We start from the raw sequence: 19,171 nt of genomic DNA on the forward strand, positions 1-19,171 counted from the left end.
TTGTCCTCGGGCCTGGCCTCGGCCAGAAACCCGTCCACACCCGCCTCATCGGCGATCGCCTTGGCGGTCAGCGGATTGTCACCCGTGATCATCACAGTGCGGATGCCCATCCGGCGCATCTCCTCGAACCGCTCCCGCATACCCTGCTTGACCACATCCTTGAGATGGATCACCCCCAGAACCTTCGCCGTGCCGTGCGCGACCTCTCCCACGACGAGCGGGGTCCCGCCGGACGCGGAAATGCCGTCCACGATCTGACCGAGCGCCGGCGGCACCGCACCACCCTGCCGCCGCACCCACTCGGCGACCGCTCCCGCCGCGCCCTTGCGCAGCATCCGGTCCGGTCCGCCGTTCCCGTGCTCGCCCAGGTCGACGCCGCTCATCCGAGTCTGTGCCGAGAACGGCACCCACCTCGCCTGCGACAACTCCCCCGGCGAGCGTTCCCGCAGGCCGTAGCGCCGCTTGGCGAGGACGACCACCGAACGACCCTCCGGGGTCTGGTCGGCGAGGCTGGACAGTTGGGCCGCGTCGGCCAGTTCGTCCTCACCTACGCCCTGGACCGGCAGGAACGCCGCCGCCTCCCGGTTCCCGAGGGTGATGGTGCCGGTCTTGTCCAGCAGAAGGGTGTTGACGTCGCCCGCGGCCTCGACCGCGCGTCCCGACATCGCCAGCACGTTGCGCTGGACGAGGCGGTCCATGCCCGCGATCCCGATCGCCGACAGCAGTGCCCCGATCGTCGTCGGGATCAGGCACACCAGCAGCGACACCAGCACGATCGCGGTGACCCCGTCCGCGTCCAAGGCGAGGGTGTCGCCGACCCCGGGGTTGATGGCCTTGGAGAAGATCGCCAGGGGCTGCAGGCTCGCCACCGCCAGCAGGAAGATGATCGTCAGTGCGGCCAGCAGGATGTGCAGCGCGATCTCGTTCGGCGTCTTCTGCCGGCTCGACCCCTCCACCAGCGCGATCATCCGGTCGATGAACGACTCCCCCGGCCGCTGGGTGATCTTCACGACGACGCGGTCCGACAGCACCTTCGTCCCGCCCGTCACCGCCGAGCGGTCCCCGCCCGACTCCCGGATCACCGGGGCCGACTCCCCCGTGATCGCCGACTCGTCCACGCTCGCGATGCCCTCGACCACGTCCCCGTCACCGGGGATCACCTCTCCGGCCTCGACGACGACGTGGTCGCCCTCACGGAGCCGCGAGGCGGCGACCGCCTCCTCGCGGACCCGCTCCTGCCCGGCCGTCCAGTCGAGCAGGCGGCGGGCCACGGCGTCGGTCCTCGCCCTGCGCAGCGAGTCGGCCTGCGCCTTGCCACGGCCCTCGGCGACCGCCTCCGCGAGGTTGGCGAAGAGCACGGTCAGCCAGAGCCACACCGCGATCAGCCAGGCGAAGGCGGACGGGCGCAGGGCGGCCAGGACCGTGGTCCACACCGCGCCGACCTCGACGATCAGCATCACAGGGTTACGCCACAGCGTGCGCGGGTCGAGCTTGGCCAGCGCGTCCGGGAGGGACCTCAGCAGCCGCGCCGGATCGAGCAGGCGGCCCCGCGCGGTCATGTGCGGAGGCCTTCGGCGAGCGGTCCCAGCGCCAGCGCGGGCAGGAACGTCAGCGCGACGAGGACGACGGTGACCCCGACGACCAGCCCGACGAACTGCGGCCGGTGCGTGGGCAGCGTTCCCTCCGACGCGGGGGCGCGGCCCTGCCGCGCCAGCGACCCCGCCAGCGCCAGCACGAACACCATGGGCAGGAACCGGCCGAAGGCCATGCAGAGCCCGAGCGCGGCGTTGTACCAGAGGGTGCCGGAGGTCAGGCCGGCGAACGCCGACCCGTTGTTGTTGGACGCCGAGGTGAACGCGTACAGCACCTCCGACAGGCCGTGCGGCCCGGGGTTGAGGATCCCGGCCCTGCCGTCCCCGGTCGCCATCGCCAGGCCCGTGCCGGCCAGCACCAGGATCGGTGTCGTCAGGAAGTACAGCGCGGCGAACTTGATCTCCCGGGACCCGATCTTCTTGCCCAGGTACTCGGGGGTGCGGCCCACCATCAGCCCCGCCACGAACACGGTGACGACCGCCAGGATCAGGATCCCGTACAGGCCCGCACCGGCGCCGCCGGGCGCGACCTCGCCCAGCATCATCCCGATCAGCGCCATCATGCCGCCGAGGCCGGTGTAGGAGTCGTGGGACGAGTCGGTCGCGCCCGTCGAGGTCAGCGTCGTGCCGGTGGCGAACATCCCGGAGTCCGGCACCCCGAACCGGGTCTCCACGCCCTCCGTCGCCGCGCCGACCGCGGTCGGCACCGTGCCGTGGTGCGTGAGCTGGAAGACCTGCATGAGCACGGCGCAGACGATCGCCAGCGTCGCCATCACCGAGACGATGGCGTAGCCCTGCGCGTCGGCGCCGACCATCCGGCCGAAGGTGCGCGGCAGCGAGAACGCGATGGCCAGGAACAGGAGGATCTCCAGCCAGTTCGTCCAGGCGGTGGCGTTCTCGAACGGGTGGGCGGAGTTGACGTTGTAGAAGCCGCCGCCGTTCGTCCCGAGCAGCTTGATCGCCTCCTGGCTCGCCACCGGCCCGCCCGTCAGCGTCTGGGCGCCCCCGGCGATCGTGTCCACGGTGTGGTGGGCCGGATCCCAGAAGTTCTGCACCACCCCGCCCGCGACCAGCACGAGGGCCGCGGCGAACGCGATGGGGAGCAGGATCCGGAAGGTGCCGCGGACCAGATCGACCCAGAAGTTGCCGAGATGGTCGGTCCGCATGCGGGCGAACCCCCGCACCAGCGCGACGGCGACCGCCATGCCGACGGCGGCGGACACGAAGTTCTGCACCGCGAGCCCGGCCATCTGCACGAGGTCGCCCATCGTGGACTCGCCCGCGTACGACTGCCAGTTGGTGTTGGTCACGAAGCTGACCGCCGTGTTCCAGGCCTGGTCGGGCTGAACCGGCGGGAACCCCAGGCTCAGCACAAGATGGTTCTGCAGCCGCTGGAAGCCGTACAGGAACAGCACGCTGACGGCCGAGAACGCCAGGACGCTGCGCGCGTAGACGGGCCAGGTCTGCTCGGCGTCCGGGGCGGCCCCGATCAGGCGGTAGACCACCCGTTCCGCGCGTGCGTGCCGCGTCCCCGTGTAGACGCGGTACATGTAGTCGCCCAGCGGCCGGTACACCACCGCCAGAGCGAGGGCGAGGGAGACGATGAAGATGGTTCCGGCCACGGTCGAACTCATCTAGAAACGCTCCGGGAACAGCAGGGCGATGATCAGGAAGACGGTCAGGAGCGCGGCCAGCACGAGACCGATCGAGTTCTCGACCGTCACAGCCTCTCCAGCCCCTTCACCACGAGGGCGAGCAGGACGAAGACCGCCACCGTCAGCAGAACGAACACGACGTCGCCCATGGTCGTCTTCCTTCCAGGAGCGCATGAAGTAAAGCGCCCGCTTGGGGAGTCTTGGCGGAACTTGACGGCCTCTTAGCGGCCCCGGCGGGGTCAGGGGCGGTCGTCGTGGCCTGCGAGCAGGCGCAGGCGGGCACCGTCCTCGCGTTCGCGCTCCTCCAGGGCGACCTCGATCTCGTTCAGGGCGGCGCGCAGCCGGGGAAGGCGGCGGCGTTCGATGGCCCGGACGCGCTGCCGCGTGGCGGTCGCCTCCGCATCGACGGCGGCCGCCGCGGCGGCCGCGGCGGCGTGGGCGCAGGCGGCTTCGAGCGCCGCCCGGCAGGCCCGCCGCGCGGGCGCCAGGGCGATGCCGGACGGAAAGGGCGCGGGCCGGTCCGGGAGGTCGAAGACGACGCGCCGAGGGTAGGTCACGCCCATGAGCGTGGTCTGCTCCACGGTCAGACCGGCCCGCTCTCCGGTCGAGGACAGGGGCAGCACCCGGCGTCCGCCCAGCAGCGTGGCGCGCGTCAGCAGCCTGTCGGCCTCCCTGCAGCGACGCTCCCATTCCTCGCCGGTGGCGCCGGCGAGCCGGTGGAGTTCGTCCTGCTGGTCCCGCAGGAGGCCGAGCTTGCGTTCCAGCAGGTCGAGGGCGGCCTCGGCGGCCGTGACACGCTGCCGGAGCCAGAGCCGTCCCGCGCGTCCCTGCGGCCGCGCGCTCACCCCTCCCGCCCGAGACGCTCGTCGATCATCTCGCGGGGCAGCATGGTGAGCTCGCGGCGCGGCAGTTCCGCGAGCGCCCGCCAGGCCCTGTCCAGGGTCTGCTCCAGCGGGCGGGACTCCGTCCTGCCCTGGGAGATGAGGGTCCGCCGGCAGGCCTCCTCGAAGTCGAGGTAGCGGCGGTCGGTGTCGCTGAGGGCGCCCGCCCCGATGAGCTCGCCGAGTTCGCGGGCGCGGCGTGCCCCGGCGAGGGCGGCCGTCGTCTGCGCGGCGACGTCGAGGTGGTCGGCGCGCGTGCGGCCGGGCCCGGCGGCCTTGCGCATGAGCCGCGACAGCGACTCCAGCGCGTCCACGGGCGGGTACACGCCGAGCGCGTGCAGGTCGGCGGACAGGACGATCTGGCCCTCGGTGATGTAGCCCGTGAGGTCGGGCACGGGGTGGGTGATGTCGCCGCCGGGCATGGTCAGCACGGGGACGAGCGTGACCGATCCGGGGCGCCCGCGGACGCGCCCGCAGCGCTCGTAGAGGGAGGCCAGGTCGCTGTAGAGGTAGCCGGGGTAGGCGCGGCGCGCCGGGATCTCCCCGCGGGCGGCCGACACCTCGCGCAGCGCCTCGCAGTAGGACGTCATGTCGCCCATCACGACCAGGACGTGCCGTCCCTCCTGGAAGGCCAGGTGCTCGGCCACGGTCAGCGCGATGCGGGGAGTGACGGTCCGTTCGATCACGGGGGCGTCGGCGAGGTTGAGCAGCAGCACCAGCTCTCCGGACGCGGACCGTCCCTCCAGGGTCTCCCGGACGGCGGCGGCGTCCGCGTGGGTGAGGCCCATCGCGGCGAAGACGACGCAGAAGGGCTCGTCGCCCGCCGACGCCTGCGCCGCGATCTGGGCGGCCAGTTCCAGATGCGGGAGGCCCGCGCGGGAGAAGATCGGCAGCTTCTGGCCCCTGGCGAGCGTGGTGAGCGCGTCGACGGCGGAGATGCCGGTCAGCACCGGCTCGGCGGGCGGTTCGCGGTGCACGGGGTTGAGGGGGACTCCGGCGACGGGTGCGCCCGCGCCGCCCAGCACCGGCGGGCCGCCGTCGAGCGGCTGCCCCATTCCGTCGCAGACCCGCCCGAGCCAGGCCGTCCCGACCGGGACGCGCAGCGGCGCGCCGCTGAAGGTGACGCGCATGCCCTCGGTGCGCATGCCGCCGGTCCCCTCCAGCACCTGCACCAGGACGCGGTCGCGCGCGGTGTCCAGCACGAGCCCGTGGCGGTCGTCCTCCACCGCCTCGTCCTCCACCGCCTCGTCCCCTGCCGCCTCGTTCCCTGCCGCGGCGCCTTCCGGCCCGACGCGGATGTCGGCGAACTCGTCCCACCCCACGTCCTCGGCGCCCGTCACGACCACGAGCGGTCCGCGCACCCTCGCTATCCCGGTGTAGGACGGCCTCGGCCAGTCGGTCACCGCAGGCCGTCCAGTCTGGTCAGGACCGTGTCCCGGCGGTCATGGACGTCTGCCGGGGCGGGGGCGTCCTCGCGGGCCCGCACGAGGGGCGAGTAGTCGAGGTCCTCGATGGCCGTCACGGCGACGCCGTCGCCGGCCAGGTCCCGGCACCGGTCCACCACGTCGAGGACGGCATCGGTCAGCGCGGCCGTGCGCTCGGGGGTGCAGGACGCGTCGCTGGAGCTGAGGGCGCTCTGCTGCAGGACGCCTTCCCGCAGCAGGCGCCCGGCCAGGAGCGTCACCCGTTCGGCCGGGGGCAGGGTGCCGGCGCCGACGAGCTCGGAGAGGGCGGTGAGGCGGTCGGCCTCGGCGAGCAGGCCCGCCGTGCGCGCGCGGCGGCGCGCCCACTCGGGGTCCCCGGCGGCGGCGTGGGCGCGGGCCACGGCCGGGACGTCCCGCGCGAACGACCCCGACCACGAGACCGCCGGATAGTGCCGCGAGTACGCCAGATCCTTGTCCAGGCTCCAGCGCGCCCGCACGAACCGCTCGGTGTAGGCGGTGACCGGCTCGGTCATGTCGCCGCCCGGCGGGGACACCGCGCCGATGACGGTGACCGACCCCTCGCCGCCGTCCCGCGTCCGGACCCGTCCGGCGCGCTCGTAGAAGGCGGCGAGCGCGGACGGCAGCGCGGCCGGATACCCCTCCTCGCCGGGCAGCTCACCGGCCCGGGAGGCGAACTCGCGCAGGGCCTCGGCCCAGCGGGAGGTGGAGTCGGCGATGACGACGGCGTCCCTGCCCTGGTCGCGGAAGTACTCGGCCACGGTGACGCCGCTGTGCACGCCCGCCTCGCGGGCCATCATCGGCATGTTGGAGGTGTTGGCGATGACGACGGTGCGGTCGGCGAGCCGGCCGCCCGTGCGCGGGTCGTCCAGTTCCGCGAGTTCTTCGAGGACGTCGGCCATCTCGTTCCCGCGCTCGCCGCAACCGACGTAGACGATCACGTCGGCGTCGCACCACTTGGCGACCTGCTGGAGCAGCATCGTCTTGCCCGTGCCGAAGCCGCCGGGGACGGCGACCGTCCCGCCGAGGGGCACGGGGAAGAGCAGGTCGATGACGCGCTGCCCGGTGTGCAGGGGGGCGCCGGCGTCCAGCCGCTCGGCGTAGGGGCGCGGCCGCCGGACGGGCCAGTACTCGGCCCGGTCCGCGTCCGCCCGCGGGGCGCGGGCCGAGGGGTCGAGCCAGACCCCCGCGCCGCTCAGCGGGCGCAGCAGTCCGTCGAAGACGCCGCCGAGCAGGTGCGCGCCCAGCGGCGCGGACAGGGCGCGGCCGGTCGTGGCGGCGGCCGCGCCGGGAGCGAGTCCGCCGGTGTACTCGTAGGCCTGGACGGTGGCCGCGTCGCCCTCCAGCGCGACGATCTCCCCGGGGAGGCGGGCCGGGCCGAGCTCGACGACGTCGTTCATCGCGGTGCCGCGCATGCCGGTCGTCTCCACGAGGGGGCCGTTGACGCGGGTCACCTCGGCGCCCACAGGTCCGCCACCTCCGTCCCGAGGGCCGCCATCGCCCGGTCGGTGAGGGCGTCCGCGGACAGGTCCACCTCCGCATCGCGGACGCGGCCCACCAGACCGCCGCCGCCCGCGCGCTCGACCCGCGCGCCGGCTCCGAGCAGCGTGCGGGCCCGCGCCGCCAGCGCCTCCTCGTTCGCGGGGGCGTCCGGGCCGTCGAACAGGGCCCGCACCTCGCCGCGGACCCGGCGGCGCAGTTCCTCGTAGGCCCGCCTGCGCGCGCCGAGGACGATCGCCCGGGACGCCGCGCGCGCCCGGGAGCGCGCCGCCGCCGCGGCCAGTGCCCCGTCGGCGCGTCCCTCCGCCCGGGCGCCGTCCAGGACGCGGGACGCTTCGGCGCGGGCCTCGCCCACGAGCGCGGCGGCGTCGCGCTCCGCGTCGGCGACCAGGCGGGCGGCCTCGGAGCGGGCGCCGTCCGCCAGCGCCTCGCGCACCGGGGCGAGCGCGCTCCCGATGCGCCCGTTCACGGCGGCATCACGACGGTCATGACCCCGGGGCGCCGGCGGCGCGCGTCCGCCAGGACCGCGGCGGCGGCGGGCGTCAGCACGACCACGGCCGCACGGTCGCCGAGCGCCTCCCAGGCGGCGCGGACCTCACCGGGGCCGTCCGCCGGGCTGACCAGCGCGCCGACGAGGCCGTAGCCCTCCACGCGGGCCCGCTCCCCCAGCACGGCGACGCGACCGGCGGCGGTCATGCCTTCCCGATCAGGATGATGCCGATGATCAGACCGTAGATGGCGATGCCCTCGGCGAGCCCGACGATGACCATCGCCCGGCCGAACAGCTCGGGGCGCTCGCTCAGCGCGGCGAGCGCCGCGGCGCCGGTGTAGGCGACCGCGACGCCGGCGGCGATCGAGGCCCCGGCGACCGCGATCCCGGCGCCCACGAACGGGGCCCAGTTCGCGGCCGCCGCCTGTCCGGCCGCCGTCACGCCCGCCGCCGTCACACCTGGGGACATGGGGCGTCCACCTCCTCTGCCGTCATGCGGATGTGCCAGGGCCGGAACGGCCGGCCCTGCGTCGTGAAGAGCCGGGAGAACAGCTCGTAGTACTCCAGCCGGAGAGCCTGGACCCCCGCGACGAGCGCCTCCAGCGCGAACGTCAGCGCCGTCCCGAAGACGAAGACCAGCGCGGCGACGGCGCGCGCGATGCCGCCGTGGTGCCACAGGGCCGCGGTCCCCGTCCAGACGACCGCGGCCAGCGCCGCGTGCGTCAGGCCGAACGCCGCCAAGCGCGCGAACGACACCACGTTGGCGCCCAGCCGCATGACCAGGTCGAACAGTTCCACGACCGTCTCGACCGCGCCCGTGCCGCCGCCCCCGGCCCTGGCGAAGAAGCCGATGGAGGCCGCCACCAGTCCGAGGACGGCGACGGCCGCACCGGCGACCGCGACGCCGGGCCGGTGGAAGTAGGCCCCCGCGGCCAGGGCGCCCGCCCCGAGGAAGACCGAAGCGCCGGAGATGCCCGAGGGCTCGTACAGCGCGGCGGACCAGCCCCCCTCCCTCCACCGGTTGACGATGCCCAGCGCGTAGGCGCCGGCCAGCAGCACCGCCCCGAGGCCCACCGCGAACACCAGCAGCCGGACCGGGCTGTCGAGCGGCGACAGCCACAGCCGCGGGACGACACGGGTCGGGCCGAAGAACTCCCCGTACAGCACGCCGAAGGCCGTGCTGGTGATCCCGGCGCCCAGCACGAACGGCCATGCCCGCCGCAGGCGCGCCGCCCGGCGCGGGCGACCGGCGAGCAGGGCCGCGGCGGCCGCCAGCAGCAGCAGCCCGTGGCCCGCGTCGCCGAACATGATCCCGAACATCAGGACGTAGGCGGCCCACGCGACCGGAGTCGGATCGAGGTCGGCGTACGGGACCGGACCGTAGGTCGCCACCAGCGGGACGAGGGAGCCGCGCAGGCTCTCCCGCCGGTCCTCCCCCTGGAGCAGGGACGGCGCCTCCACACCGCGCGGGTGCGGCAGCCGCACCAGGGCGGCGCCGACCTCGGCGAGCCGGGCGGCGAGCGCGGCATGGGCCGCGCGGGGCATCCAGCCGACGACCGCGGCCACGTGCCCCTTCCGGACCGCGCCGGCGGCGCGGTCCCGCACCTGCGCTTCACCTTCGGCCAGGTCAGGGCGGTTCCACTCGGCCGGTCGCCCCGGATCGGGGGCCGACGCGAGGACCGCGGCTTCGAGGTCGGCCGCGGCGTTCCGTCCGGCGCGGGGGCGGCGTCCGGGATCGAGCTCGACCACCCCGGCGTCCGCGACCCGCACCAGGGCGTCGCGCAGGGCGCCGGCGGGGGCCACGACCGCGACGCGCGCCATCCGCACCGGCCACAGGCCCTCAGGCCACCTCATCGTAGGCCTCCGCCGGTCCGCCGCCGAGCGCCGCCGTCTCCAGCGCGGCGCGGACCCGCCGGACGTCGGCGGCCATCACGGCCGCCGCCCCGACGACCGGGCCGAGGCCGAACGCGGAGCCGCGCAGCAGCGCGGCGCCGTCCCGCTCCAGCCGCCGCCAGCAGCGGGTCTCGGCCTGCCACAGGCCGGCGGCGTCATCGATGCCCTCCAGGGACCAGCGGGCGCCCCGGGCGAGCCGGCCGACCATGGCGGGCACGGTGGGCGCCTCCGCCGCCGCCCGTCCGATCAGCCTCTGAGCCCGCACGAGGGCGGCTTCGGGGAGGTCCCTGCCGTCGCCGAACCGCTCGCCCGCGACCAGGACGGCCGCCGCCCCCGCCGCCCAGCCGCCGGTGAGCGCGTCGAGCCCGGAGACGCGCGACGCCCACGACAGCCGGAGGAACAGCCTGATGTCGTACGGGTCGGCCGACCCGGGGTCGCCCCACGGCGAGGCGGCGAGACGGTCGCGCACCGTTCCCGTGTCCGGGGCGTCCTCCAGCGCCCGCCATGCCGTAGCGAGCGCGCCCAGCGCGTACGGTTCCTCGGCGGGCCGCCCTTCCAGACGCTGGAGCAGACCGTCGATGTTGGCGATCTCGAAGGCTCCCGCCAGAGACCGCAGGGCGACCACGCCTTGGGGCGGCAGCCAGCCGGCCAGCACGCGCAGGTGCCAGAGCAGCGAGTCCGCGACCGCGTGCTGCGCCGCGTCCAAGGTCGGCACGGCGGGAAGCCGCTTGCCATAGGGGGTGGCGGCCAGGCTCGCGAGCGCCTCGGTCAGGGACCCCGCCTGCGCGATCGCTCTGACCCGCCCGGGGCCGAGCGCGTTCCGGGTGAGCGCCCTGGCCCTGACCTGGCCGGCGACGAAGCTCGCGCTCACGGTGACGCCCTCGTCTCGTCCAGGAAACCGGCGACGATCCCCGTGGCGCGGGTCACCAGGCCGTCCATCCGGGTGGAGGCGGCCTCGCGAATCCGTCCCGCCTCGTCCTCCGCGGCGACCCGCATGGCCTGTTCCTCGTCCTCAGCGGCACGCAGCATCTCGGCCGCGACCGCGGCCCGCTCCGCGGGCGCCTCGGCCCGCGCCCGCTCCACCAGACCGGCCGCCTGCTCTCGGGCCGACCCCGTGATGCGTCGCGCCTGGTCGTGCGCCGCCGCCACGGTGCGCAGCCTCGCCTGCTCCGCCCCTTCCAACCGGGCGAAGACCGGTTCCAGTTCGTCCTCCACTGCCCGGTGCTCCGAGGGGACGGCCGCCGCGGGGCCCGGCGCTCCGGCAGCGCGGAACCGCTGCAGAAGGTCGTGGAGTGCCGGCACCGTGCCTCCCCTGGACTGGCGGTCCCCTCAACGCCGGTGAAGATCCCCTCCACGCGGGAGCACAAACAGCGATCAGCCGATCACGGTGGGCGACCATCCGGGCGGTGCCGCCCAGAGGCCGTCCCCGAGACCCGGAGAAGGGGCTCCGACCGCGGCCGAAACCCCTTCCAGTGAACGCGCGTCAGCGCTGTGACCCGCAGAGACCTGACACGGAGGCGGGTCAGGTCTCCCAGATGCGGCTGACCCGGACGCGCAGGTTGGCGTTCCATTCGATGTTCGCCCAGACCTGCACGCCTCCCTGGTACGGCCGGACGTTGTGAATGGTCATCCGGGCCGCTCCGATGAGCGGGATGCAGGCGTTGTCGATCTCGACGATGGAGGCGACGACGCGCGTGCCGGGGGTGAACGCGCTCGAAGTGGCGTTGGGTATCACTGGCCGTGCGCGACGAAGACGGCGGTGCCGGTGAAGACGAGGTCGGCGGAACGCTCGGAGGGTGTCTCGACGCTCGACTGGATGGTCTGCAGGTCCATAGGTTCCCTTCCTTTCGGAATTCGAGAACAGCATGCTTCCGCTCCGTTACCTACAGACATCTCCTCCAGGTCACAATGCACTCCAGGCATCGCCGGAACTGCTGGCGCGGTCAATCGAATTGCGACCCGTGATTTGGCTGGGAAGGGTATTCCTCAACGGACATTCACGTGAGCGCCTCCCGGGGGGTCGGGACGGGTCGTCCCCCCGGAAGGCGCTTCTCACGTCCTCGCCGTCAGCGGAGGAGAGGGTGGCGGCGGATCACCGGGAGCCGTTCCCAGAACCGCCCGAGCCCGAGCGTCTTTCCGGCGTCGGCGAGCGCGGCGGCGATCAGCGTGGCGGCGTAGATCCAGTGCATGTCCATGAACGGGTTGGCCTCCGGCCACAGGGACGCCGCCCACAGCATGACGAGGAGAACGGTGCCGCCGATCGCGGCGAGGCGCAAACAGATCCCGAGGAACAGCGCGACACCGAGACCGCCGAGCCCGAACATGAAGAGGGCGTCGGCCCAGACCTTTCCCGCCATCGCGTGGAAGATCTCTTTGAACGGGCCCTCGGCGTGGCTGAGGAAACCCTCGGACGGCGAGGCGCCGGACAGCCAGCCCTTCTCCGTGGGCTTGCCGAGGCCGAAGAGCTTGTCGACGAAGGCCCAGAGAAAGATCCAGCCCAGGAAGAGCCGTGCCGCCGCGAGGGCGTAACGGGCCGGCTGCTCGGTCGCCACGGCCGGCGAGGGCCGCAAAGGTGTCTGTACGGGCATAAGGGAGTCCTTGGGGCGGGGGGACATTGATAGTTAAGTTTCCTATTCGATTCCCCGCAAGGCAAGGGATCTTTCAGACTTTCATCCCCTAGAACCGCGTACTGGTCAGTTCACGCCCATTAAGACATCCGATTCGCTTTAACGAACAATTCCAGTGCCGTTCGATAGCCGGTCGCCCGCCGTCCACAGGTCCGGGCCGAAGACCTCGTAGTGAATGCGTTCGTCCGAGACTCCGGCCTCGGCCAGCCCGCGCCGGATCTCGCGCATGAACGGGATCGGGCCGCACATGAAGACTCGGGCCTTGGGCGGCAGGGGCAGCCGGGTGACGTCGATCCGGCCGGACAGGACGTCCCCGCCCTCGGTCCCGTCCGGGTCCTCGTACCAGGTCAGCTGCCGGAAGTCGGTCATCCTGGCGCCCGCGTCGGCGATCTGCCGCCGCAGCGCGTGGGTGCGGGGCCCGCGGTCGGCGTGCACGGCCAGGACCCGGCGCCCCGGCTCCGCGCCGGCCAGGTGGTCGATCATCGCGGCGACCGGGGTGATGCCGATCCCCGCGCTGATCAGGACGAGGGGGTCGCCGTCGTCCTCCACCACCACGTCGCCGAACGGCGGGGACAGCTCCACCACGTCGCCGGCGGCGACGTTCTCGAACAGGAAGGTCGAGACGGCGCCGTCGGGAGCGGCGGCGTCGCCTCGCACGCGCCGCAACGTGATCTGCACGGTGTCCCCGTTCACCCGGGACAGCGTGTACTGGCGGGGCTGACGCAATCCGTCCGGCAGCGTGACCGCGAGGGAGACGTACTGGCCCGGCCGGTGCGCGGGCATCGTGCCGCCGTCGGCGGGGGCGAGGACGAGGGAGACGGTGTCCTCGGCCTCGTCCCGCCGCTCGGTGACGCGCCACGGCCGGAACGGCGCCTGCGGGTCGCAGGCGGCCTCCTGGTACAGGCGGGCCTCCTCCGCGATCAGCAGCGTCGCGAAGAGCCAGTACACCTCGGACCAGGCCGCGTGCACCTGCGGCGTCACCGCGTCGCCGAGCACCTTGGCGACCGCGTCCATCAGGTGCCGTCCGACGATCGTGTACTGCTCGGGGCGGATGCCGAGCGAGGCGTGCTTGTGCGCGATCCGCGAGAGGATCCGCTGGAAGGGGATGGCCGACTCCTCCGTCACCAGGTGCTCGGCGAACGCGGCCACCGAGCCGGCGAGGGCCCGGCGCTGCTCGCCGTTGGCCTGGTTGCCCTGGTTGAACAGGTTCCGCAGCTCGGGGTGCGCGGCGAACATCGCGGCGTAGAACTCGCCGGTGATCGCGGTGCCGTTGGCGGCGACGGCGGGCAACGTGGCCCGCACGATCTCGGCGTGGTCGGACGAGAGCATCAGAGACCTTCCTCCGCGGGGGACGGCGCACCGGCGGACGCCGGCGGCGCCAGGGACAGCAGGACCGGTCCGGTCGGATCGGCCACGAGGTCGCGCAGTCGCACCTGGTCCAGCGACGCCAGGAAGGCCGCCTGCGCCGCCCGCAGCGCCCCGCGCAGGCGGCAGCCGTCGCGCAGCGGGCAGGGCGGGCTGTCGCACTCGACCGCCTCGCCGGGCCCTTCCAGCGCGCGGACGATCTCGCCGACCGGGGTTTCGGTCACTCCGCCGGCGAGGACGACGCCGCCCCCGCGACCGCGGGTCGTGCTGACGAAACCGTCCCGGCGGAGCCGCTGGACGATCTTCGCCATGTGCTGCGGCGGGACCTGCAGGCGCTCGGCCAGCTCGGCGGCGGACCGCCGCTCGTTCCGCGCGCCCAGCAGCATCAGCACGCGCAGGGCCAGGTCGGTCGACTGTGTCAGGTGCACGGCTTGATCATAGTTGAATCGGAATCTGAGAGTCGGATTTAATTCTGTGGGAATCGCCACAGGCCCCGCCACGAGCGCCGTGACGTGCGGCGGCACCGCGGGCGCACGTCGCCGTCCTGCCGGGAAAAGCCATTCCCGCCGGTTTCGGACAGTTCTCAAAGACGGATTCGGATATCCGGACCCGGGTAGGAGATCGACGCGAGAGTCACGGCGGGGGAAATCGTGGATCAGGATGAGCCTTCTCGGGATGGCCGTCGCGGTGGTGGCGGCCTGCCTCATCGGTCTGGGCTTCGTGGCGCAGCAGCACGCGGCCTTCCAGGAGCCGCTCGGACGGATCCTGCATCCGAGGCTGCTGCTGGACCTGCTGCACAGCCGGCTGTGGCTGAGCGGGATCGCCCTGATGATCGCCGGTCAGCTCGTGTTCGCGTTCGCGCTGGACCTCGTCGGCGTCGCCCAGGCCACGCCGGTGCTCACCGTCAACCTCGTGTTCGCCCTGGCCGCCGCGCATGTGATCTACCGGGAGCCGTTCGGCGCCAGGGCCCTGCTGGGGTCGCTGACGCTGACCGGCGGAGTCGCGCTGTTCCTCGGCATCGGGCAGCCGCACGGAGGGGCGCCGCCCGGCGCGCTGTCCCCCCGCTGGATGAGCGGAGCGGTCGTGCTGGGGCTCGCCGTGCTGGTCGCGGTGGGAGGAGGCCACCGGGACCTGCGCGTCCGCGCGATGCTGCTCGCCACGGCCGCCGGGCTCCTCTACGGCCTCCAGGACACGCTGACCCGCAGCGTCGTGCTGCTGTTCGACGCGGGCGTCTCCACCGCCTTCCGGACGTGGCAGCCCTACGGCCTGTTGTTCATCGGGGCGCTCGCGCTGCTGTTCGCCCAGAGCGCCTTCGACGCGGCGCCGCTGCGCATCTCGCTGCCCGCCAGCACCGCGGCCGAGCCGCTGACCGGGATCGCGCTGGGTGTCACGATCTTCGGCGAGAGGATCCGGCTGTCCCCTCGTGACCTGGCCTTGGAGGCGCTGGGGCTGGCGGGCATGGTGGCGGGCATCGTCGTCCTCGGCCGGTCGCCCTACCTCGGCAAACCGGGCGAGCTGGCAGCGCGGGACGGGGACCGGTGACCGCCGTCATCCTGGGCCTGCTGGCCGGCGCGGCCAACGCCCTGGCGTCGGTGCTCCAGCGCCGGGCCGCCGCGACCGCGCCCGAGGCCGACGCCTTCAAACCGTCCCTCATCCTCGACCTGCTGCGGCAGCCGCTCTGGCTCGGCGGGGTGGGCGCGCTCATCGCCGCGTTCGTCCTGCAGGCCGCCGCGCTGTCGATGGCGGGGCTGGCGCTGGTCCAGCCGCTGATGGCCTCCGAACTGCCGTTCACCATGATCCTCATCGCCTTCCTGCCGCCGCGCGGGCTGCGCCAGGTGCCGTGGGCCGGGGTCGCCGTCCTCACCGCGGGCCTGGCCGGGCTGCTCATCGCCGCCGCCCCCAGCGAGGGCCTGGGCGTGCCGGGGCCCGGCGAGTGGATCATCGCGACGGCCGCCACGGCGGGCTGCGCGGCCGCCCTGGTGGCGGCGGCGTGGAGGATCCGCGGACCGGTCCGCGGCGTGCTGCTCGGCGTGACGACGTCCCTGGGGTTCGCGCTGACGGCCGCGTTCATGAGGACGGCCACGCGCGCCTTCTCCGACGGCATCGTCGCCGTCCTGACGTCCTGGGAGCTCTACGCGATGGCCGCGGCGGGGGTCGCGAGCCTGTTCATGCTCCAGAACGCGCTGCAGAGCGGCAGCCTGGTGGCCGTGCAGCCCGCCCTGACGGTCGCCGACCCCGTCGCCAGCATCGCGCTGGGCGTCGGCCTCTTCGACGAGAGCATCCGGACCGGCCCGTGGCTCGCCGCGGAGGTCGTGAGCGTCGCGGCGATCCTGCTCGGCAGCGCCGTCATCGCCCGGTCCCCCCTGCTGCACGACGAGCGCGCCGTCACCCCAGCGCGGCGCGGATGACCTGCTCGGCCCGGACGGCGTCGAACAGCAGGTCCACCCGCCGGGCCCGGGCCGCGCGCACCCGCTCGTCCGCGAGCCCGTCCAGCATTTCGAGGAGCTCGGCGGGCGACCGCGCGAACGCGCTCAGGCCCGCCCGCGCCATCGCCTCGGCGCCGTCCCGTCCGTGACCGGGGATGGGCCGGTGGGTGACCACCGGCAGCCCGCACGCGAACGCCTCCCGGCACGTCTGCCCCGCCGCGTTGTCGACCAGCGCGTACGCACCCGCCATCAGCCCGGGCATGTCGTCCCGCCAGCCGAGGGCGTGCCCGATCCCGTCCTCCCGGATCCGGGCGAGCAGCCGCCGGTTCCGCCCGCACAGCACCACCGGCAGGTACCGGCCGGACGCGGCGAGCCCGCGGGCCGTCTCGACCACCCCGCCGACGCCCCAGGCCCCCGCGGACACCAGCACGATCCGCTCATCGGGGCGCGCCCCGGCGAGCGCCCGCAGCCGGCCGCCGTCGTCCGCGCGCCGGAACCCGGGCCGCACCACGGGCGCGACCCGGCCGGCCGGACGTCCCGTCCGCTCCGCCACCGCGCGCGCCGAGGCCTCGTCCGGGCACAGGTAGCGGTCGTTGCCCGGGTGCGACCACATCCGGTGCACGGCGAAGTCGGTCACCAGCACGAGCGAGGGCGCCCCCAGCCGCCCCCGCAGGCGCATCCGCCCCGCGACCTGCGCCGCGAGATGAAAGGTCGACACCACCGCGTCCGGCGGCGGCTCCGGGGTCCGCCGCTCCAGCCGCCTGGCGATCAGCGCCGTGAGCGGCGAGGGCGGCGGCGGGCTCGCCGACACGAAGAAGGCCTGGTAGATCCACTCGTAGAGCCACGGCGCGCCGCGGAGCATCCCCCCGTACATCCGCCTGAGCCCGTGCCCGAGGCGCAGCGGCACCAGGTCCAGCACGTCGACGACGCTCACCTCCACGCCCCGCGGCGCGATCCGCCGCGCCAGTTCCCCGGCGACGGCGTCGTGACCGGCCCCCATGGCCGCCGTGAGGATGAGGAGCCGTTTGCCCATGCGATCGATCCCCCTGTGAGACTGGTCCCATGTCGCATCTGACGCGGGGCCTCGCCGGGGTGCTCCTGGCGCACGCCCTGCCCGCCGCGACCTGGCTTCCGCCCGTCCGCCGCCTGACTCCCCGTCTCGCCGGCCGCGGCGGGGCCCGCCATGTCGCGCTCACCCTGGACGACGGACCCGATGCCCGCTCCACGCCCCTCTTCCTGGACGAGCTCGCCCGTCTCGGCTGTCACGCGACCTTCTTCGTCCTCGGCGCGATGCTCCAGCGCAACCCGGGCATCGGCCGGCGCATCGTCGCCGACGGCCACGAGATCGCCGTCCACGGATGGCACCACGACAACGCCCTGAAGACCCGGCCCGGTCGTGTCGCCGCCGAGATGCGCCGCACCGTCCGCCTCATCGAGGACGTGTGCGGCGCCACCCCGGCCTGGTACCGGCCCCCGTACGGCGTCCTCAGCGCCGAGGCCCTCCTCGCGGCCCACCGCGACAACCTCCGGCCCGTCCTGTGGACGGCCTGGGGCAAGGACTGGACGGCCTCCGCGACGCCCCGTTCCGTGCTGGCCGAGCTCGCGCCCGGCCTGGACGGCGGCGCGACGCTCCTCCTGCACGACAGCGACGCCACCTCGGCGCCGGGCGCGTGGAGAGCGTCCCTCGGCGCCCTCCCCGGCGTGGTGGCGACCTGTCGCGCCACCGGCCTGACCGTCGGCCCGCTCCGCGACCACGAGGTCCGTTCCCCAAGGACGTCACCTGGTCATTCATAACCAGCCGGTGCGCGTCCATGCTGGCGCGCCGTCAGCGGGCCGCGGGGCAGGAGCGCGCCGCAGACCACGGCGCCGGCCGCGAAGATGCCGGCGCACCACCAGAACACCGTGGTGTAGCCGTGGACGGCCGCGAGCTGGAGCATCTCCGGCGTCGGCCGTCCGCGCACGTGGCCGGCCAGGTAGCCGGAGGTGGCGCCGGCCGCGATCGTGTTGAGCAGAGCGGTGCCGATCGAGCCGCCGAGCTGCTGGCCGGTGTTGATGCTCGCCGAGGCCACCCCCGCGTCCCGCGGCGCCACGCCGAAGGTGCCGGTGGCGGCCGCCATGCCGAAGACGAGGCCCATGCCGGCGCCGATCACCATGAGCGGGCCGAGCAGCGCCGCCCCGTAGCCCGAATGCGCGCCGATCCTCGTCAGCCACACCATGGCGGCCGCGTTGAGCAGCATGCCGGCGATGACCATCGGCCCGGGTCCGAACCGCGGCATCAGCCTGGTGTTGCCCAGGACGGCCATGGCGCCGCTGAGCACCACCATCGGCAGCATGGCCACCCCCGACCGGACGGCCGAGTAGCCCAGCGTCACCTGCATGTAATAGACGAGGAACAGGAAGACGCCGAACGTGCCGGCCCCGCTGACCAGGATGGTGAGGTAGGCGCCGGCGCGGACGCGGTCGAGGACGATGCGGGGCGGCAGCAGGGGGTGCGCGGTGCGCGCCTGCCAGGCCGCGAAAACGGTCAGCAGCGCGACCCCGGCCGCGAGGAGGCCCCAGGTGAGGGGCGTGCCCCAGCTGTGGGACGCGGCGTTGGAGAAGCCGTAGACGAGGCAGAGCATCCCCCCGGACACCGCCACCACGCCCGGAACGTCCAGGCGGCCGCCCGGCGTCCGCCGCTGCCGTCCGACCAGCAGCGCTCCACCGATGATCGCGAACGCGGCGAAGACCAGGTTGACGTACATGCACCACCGCCAGGACAGGTAGGAGGTCAGCGCACCGCCGAGCAGCAGCCCGAGGCCGCCGCCCGCGGCCGCGACCGCGCCGTAGACGCCGAACGCCCTGGCCCGCTCCTTGGGGTCCTGGAACGTCGTGGTCAGCAGCGACAGGGCGGACGGCGCCAGCAGGGCGCCGAAGGCCCCCTGGCAGGCCCGCGCCGTCACCAGCATCGGGAAGTCGACCGAGGCGCCGCCGACGGCGGAGGCCGCCGCGAAGCCGACGAGCCCGGTCAGGAAGGTCGCCTTGCGGCCGGCCAGGTCGGCCAGGCGCCCGCAGAACAGCAGCAGGCTCCCGAACGACAGCGCGTACGCGGTCACGACCCACTGCCTGTCGGCGGCGGAGAACCCCAGCGCGCGCTGCGCCGACGGCAGCGCGAGGTTCATCACGGTCAGGTCGAGGACGACCATCAGCTGGGCGGCGGCGATGACGGCGAGGACGAGCCAGCGTCTCGGATCCGGGCGCGTCGTCACCTCCGCCGCCGGTCCCGCCACCGGGGCCGAACTGCGTGCAGACATGATCGTC

21 protein-coding genes are annotated in these 19,171 nt (G+C 74.1%); 3 read left to right on the forward strand and 18 right to left on the reverse strand.

The window, feature by feature from the left end; translation table 11 throughout:
* The 16 genes from kdpB to AB0C84_RS42085 form a co-directional block, all read right to left on the reverse strand.
* The coding region (kdpB, locus tag AB0C84_RS42010) for a potassium-transporting ATPase subunit KdpB (protein WP_361077423.1) at positions 1-1,559 on the reverse strand (1,559 nt) is incomplete at its 3' end.
* On the reverse strand, positions 1,556-3,226 hold the full coding sequence (gene kdpA / locus AB0C84_RS42015; protein ID WP_361077426.1) for a potassium-transporting ATPase subunit KdpA: 1,671 nt from the start codon (positions 3,224-3,226) through the stop codon (positions 1,556-1,558). The genes kdpB and kdpA, both read right to left, overlap by 4 nt.
* Positions 3,227-3,316, reverse strand: coding sequence for a K(+)-transporting ATPase subunit F (kdpF, locus tag AB0C84_RS42020; RefSeq protein WP_361077429.1), 90 nt, complete (start codon positions 3,314-3,316; stop codon positions 3,227-3,229). It lies immediately after the preceding gene.
* Positions 3,317-3,486: 170 nt separating this feature from the next.
* Positions 3,487-4,092 (reverse strand): V-type ATP synthase subunit D, encoded by a 606-nt coding sequence (locus AB0C84_RS42025; protein WP_361077431.1) that lies wholly within the window; start codon positions 4,090-4,092, stop codon positions 3,487-3,489.
* Positions 4,089-5,531 (reverse strand): V-type ATP synthase subunit B, encoded by a 1,443-nt coding sequence (locus tag AB0C84_RS42030; protein ID WP_361077434.1) that lies wholly within the window; start codon positions 5,529-5,531, stop codon positions 4,089-4,091. Before AB0C84_RS42030 ends, AB0C84_RS42025 begins: the two co-directional genes overlap by 4 nt.
* Entirely contained in the window at positions 5,528-7,036 is a 1,509-nt protein-coding gene (locus AB0C84_RS42035) for a V-type ATP synthase subunit A (RefSeq protein ID WP_361077437.1), read from the reverse strand. Before AB0C84_RS42035 ends, AB0C84_RS42030 begins: the two co-directional genes overlap by 4 nt.
* Complete coding sequence (locus AB0C84_RS42040; RefSeq protein WP_179841977.1) at positions 7,021-7,539, reverse strand: hypothetical protein; 519 nt, start codon at positions 7,537-7,539, stop codon at positions 7,021-7,023. The genes AB0C84_RS42035 and AB0C84_RS42040 overlap by 16 nt, the downstream gene beginning before the upstream one ends.
* Positions 7,536-7,766 carry a hypothetical protein gene (locus AB0C84_RS42045; protein WP_361077440.1) on the reverse strand — a complete coding sequence of 77 codons (231 nt, stop codon included), beginning with the start codon at positions 7,764-7,766 and terminating at the stop codon, positions 7,536-7,538. The genes AB0C84_RS42040 and AB0C84_RS42045 overlap by 4 nt, the downstream gene beginning before the upstream one ends.
* A complete protein-coding gene (locus AB0C84_RS42050) occupies positions 7,763-8,029 on the reverse strand; it encodes an ATP synthase subunit C (protein WP_179841979.1) in 267 nt (88 codons plus the stop codon). Before AB0C84_RS42050 ends, AB0C84_RS42045 begins: the two co-directional genes overlap by 4 nt.
* Positions 8,014-9,414: a V-type ATPase 116kDa subunit family protein gene (locus AB0C84_RS42055; protein WP_361077443.1), complete on the reverse strand. Its 1,401-nt coding sequence runs from the start codon at positions 9,412-9,414 to the stop codon at positions 8,014-8,016. The genes AB0C84_RS42050 and AB0C84_RS42055 overlap by 16 nt, the downstream gene beginning before the upstream one ends.
* Positions 9,401-10,324, reverse strand: a complete 924-nt coding sequence (locus tag AB0C84_RS42060) for a hypothetical protein (protein ID WP_361077446.1) — start codon at positions 10,322-10,324, stop codon at positions 9,401-9,403. Before AB0C84_RS42060 ends, AB0C84_RS42055 begins: the two co-directional genes overlap by 14 nt.
* Positions 10,321-10,755 carry a hypothetical protein gene (locus tag AB0C84_RS42065; RefSeq protein ID WP_361077449.1) on the reverse strand — a complete coding sequence of 145 codons (435 nt, stop codon included), beginning with the start codon at positions 10,753-10,755 and terminating at the stop codon, positions 10,321-10,323. The genes AB0C84_RS42060 and AB0C84_RS42065 overlap by 4 nt, the downstream gene beginning before the upstream one ends.
* Before the next feature lie 220 nt (positions 10,756-10,975).
* Positions 10,976-11,188 carry a hypothetical protein gene (locus tag AB0C84_RS42070; protein WP_361077451.1) on the reverse strand — a complete coding sequence of 71 codons (213 nt, stop codon included), beginning with the start codon at positions 11,186-11,188 and terminating at the stop codon, positions 10,976-10,978.
* 331 nt (positions 11,189-11,519) lie between these two features.
* Positions 11,520-12,041 (reverse strand): hypothetical protein, encoded by a 522-nt coding sequence (locus AB0C84_RS42075; RefSeq protein ID WP_361077454.1) that lies wholly within the window; start codon positions 12,039-12,041, stop codon positions 11,520-11,522.
* A gap of 138 nt (positions 12,042-12,179) precedes the next feature.
* Complete coding sequence (locus AB0C84_RS42080) at positions 12,180-13,409, reverse strand: globin domain-containing protein (RefSeq protein WP_361077456.1); 1,230 nt, start codon at positions 13,407-13,409, stop codon at positions 12,180-12,182.
* Positions 13,409-13,873, reverse strand: coding sequence for an Rrf2 family transcriptional regulator (locus tag AB0C84_RS42085; RefSeq protein WP_361077459.1), 465 nt, complete (start codon positions 13,871-13,873; stop codon positions 13,409-13,411). The genes AB0C84_RS42080 and AB0C84_RS42085 overlap by 1 nt, the downstream gene beginning before the upstream one ends.
* Positions 13,874-14,105: 232 nt before the next feature.
* On the opposite strand from AB0C84_RS42085, the gene AB0C84_RS42090 reads away from it, so the two are divergent.
* Complete coding sequence (locus tag AB0C84_RS42090; protein ID WP_361077462.1) at positions 14,106-14,987, forward strand: DMT family transporter; 882 nt, start codon at positions 14,106-14,108, stop codon at positions 14,985-14,987.
* Entirely contained in the window at positions 14,984-15,853 is an 870-nt protein-coding gene (locus AB0C84_RS42095) for a DMT family transporter (RefSeq protein ID WP_338743612.1), read from the forward strand. Before AB0C84_RS42090 ends, AB0C84_RS42095 begins: the two co-directional genes overlap by 4 nt.
* Here the strand turns inward: AB0C84_RS42095 and AB0C84_RS42100 are convergent.
* A complete protein-coding gene (locus tag AB0C84_RS42100) occupies positions 15,831-16,904 on the reverse strand; it encodes a hypothetical protein (RefSeq protein WP_258945640.1) in 1,074 nt (357 codons plus the stop codon). The two genes, AB0C84_RS42095 and AB0C84_RS42100, sit on opposite strands and share 23 nt — an antisense overlap.
* A gap of 29 nt (positions 16,905-16,933) precedes the next feature.
* On the opposite strand from AB0C84_RS42100, the gene AB0C84_RS42105 reads away from it, so the two are divergent.
* Positions 16,934-17,665: a polysaccharide deacetylase family protein gene (locus AB0C84_RS42105; protein WP_258945641.1), complete on the forward strand. Its 732-nt coding sequence runs from the start codon at positions 16,934-16,936 to the stop codon at positions 17,663-17,665.
* Here AB0C84_RS42105 and AB0C84_RS42110 read toward each other — a convergent pair.
* Entirely contained in the window at positions 17,656-19,164 is a 1,509-nt protein-coding gene (locus AB0C84_RS42110; RefSeq protein WP_258945642.1) for an MFS transporter, read from the reverse strand. The two genes, AB0C84_RS42105 and AB0C84_RS42110, sit on opposite strands and share 10 nt — an antisense overlap.
* Positions 19,165-19,171: the final 7 nt, after the last annotated feature.

The sequence above is a fragment of the Actinomadura sp. NPDC048955 genome (assembly GCF_040649435.1).
GTDB lineage: Bacteria > Actinomycetota > Actinomycetes > Streptosporangiales > Streptosporangiaceae > Spirillospora > Spirillospora luteofluorescens.

Excerpts from the sequence above, each read along its gene's own strand:
- kdpA (WP_361077426.1), bottom strand. The coding sequence starts at position 3,226 with ATGAGTTCGACCGTGGCCGGAACCATCTTCATCGTCTCCCTCGCCCTC.
- AB0C84_RS42045 (WP_361077440.1), bottom strand. The coding sequence starts at position 7,766 with ATGACCGCCGCCGGTCGCGTCGCCGTGCTGGGGGAGCGGGCCCGCGTG.
- AB0C84_RS42050 (WP_179841979.1), bottom strand. The coding sequence starts at position 8,029 with ATGTCCCCAGGTGTGACGGCGGCGGGCGTGACGGCGGCCGGACAGGCG.
- AB0C84_RS42055 (WP_361077443.1), bottom strand. The coding sequence starts at position 9,414 with ATGAGGTGGCCTGAGGGCCTGTGGCCGGTGCGGATGGCGCGCGTCGCG.
- AB0C84_RS42075 (WP_361077454.1), bottom strand. The coding sequence starts at position 12,041 with ATGCCCGTACAGACACCTTTGCGGCCCTCGCCGGCCGTGGCGACCGAG.
- AB0C84_RS42080 (WP_361077456.1), bottom strand. The coding sequence starts at position 13,409 with ATGCTCTCGTCCGACCACGCCGAGATCGTGCGGGCCACGTTGCCCGCC.
- AB0C84_RS42090 (WP_361077462.1), top strand. The coding sequence starts at position 14,106 with ATGAGCCTTCTCGGGATGGCCGTCGCGGTGGTGGCGGCCTGCCTCATC.
- AB0C84_RS42100 (WP_258945640.1), bottom strand. The coding sequence starts at position 16,904 with ATGGGCAAACGGCTCCTCATCCTCACGGCGGCCATGGGGGCCGGTCAC.
- AB0C84_RS42105 (WP_258945641.1), top strand. The coding sequence starts at position 16,934 with ATGTCGCATCTGACGCGGGGCCTCGCCGGGGTGCTCCTGGCGCACGCC.
- AB0C84_RS42110 (WP_258945642.1), bottom strand. The coding sequence starts at position 19,164 with ATGTCTGCACGCAGTTCGGCCCCGGTGGCGGGACCGGCGGCGGAGGTG.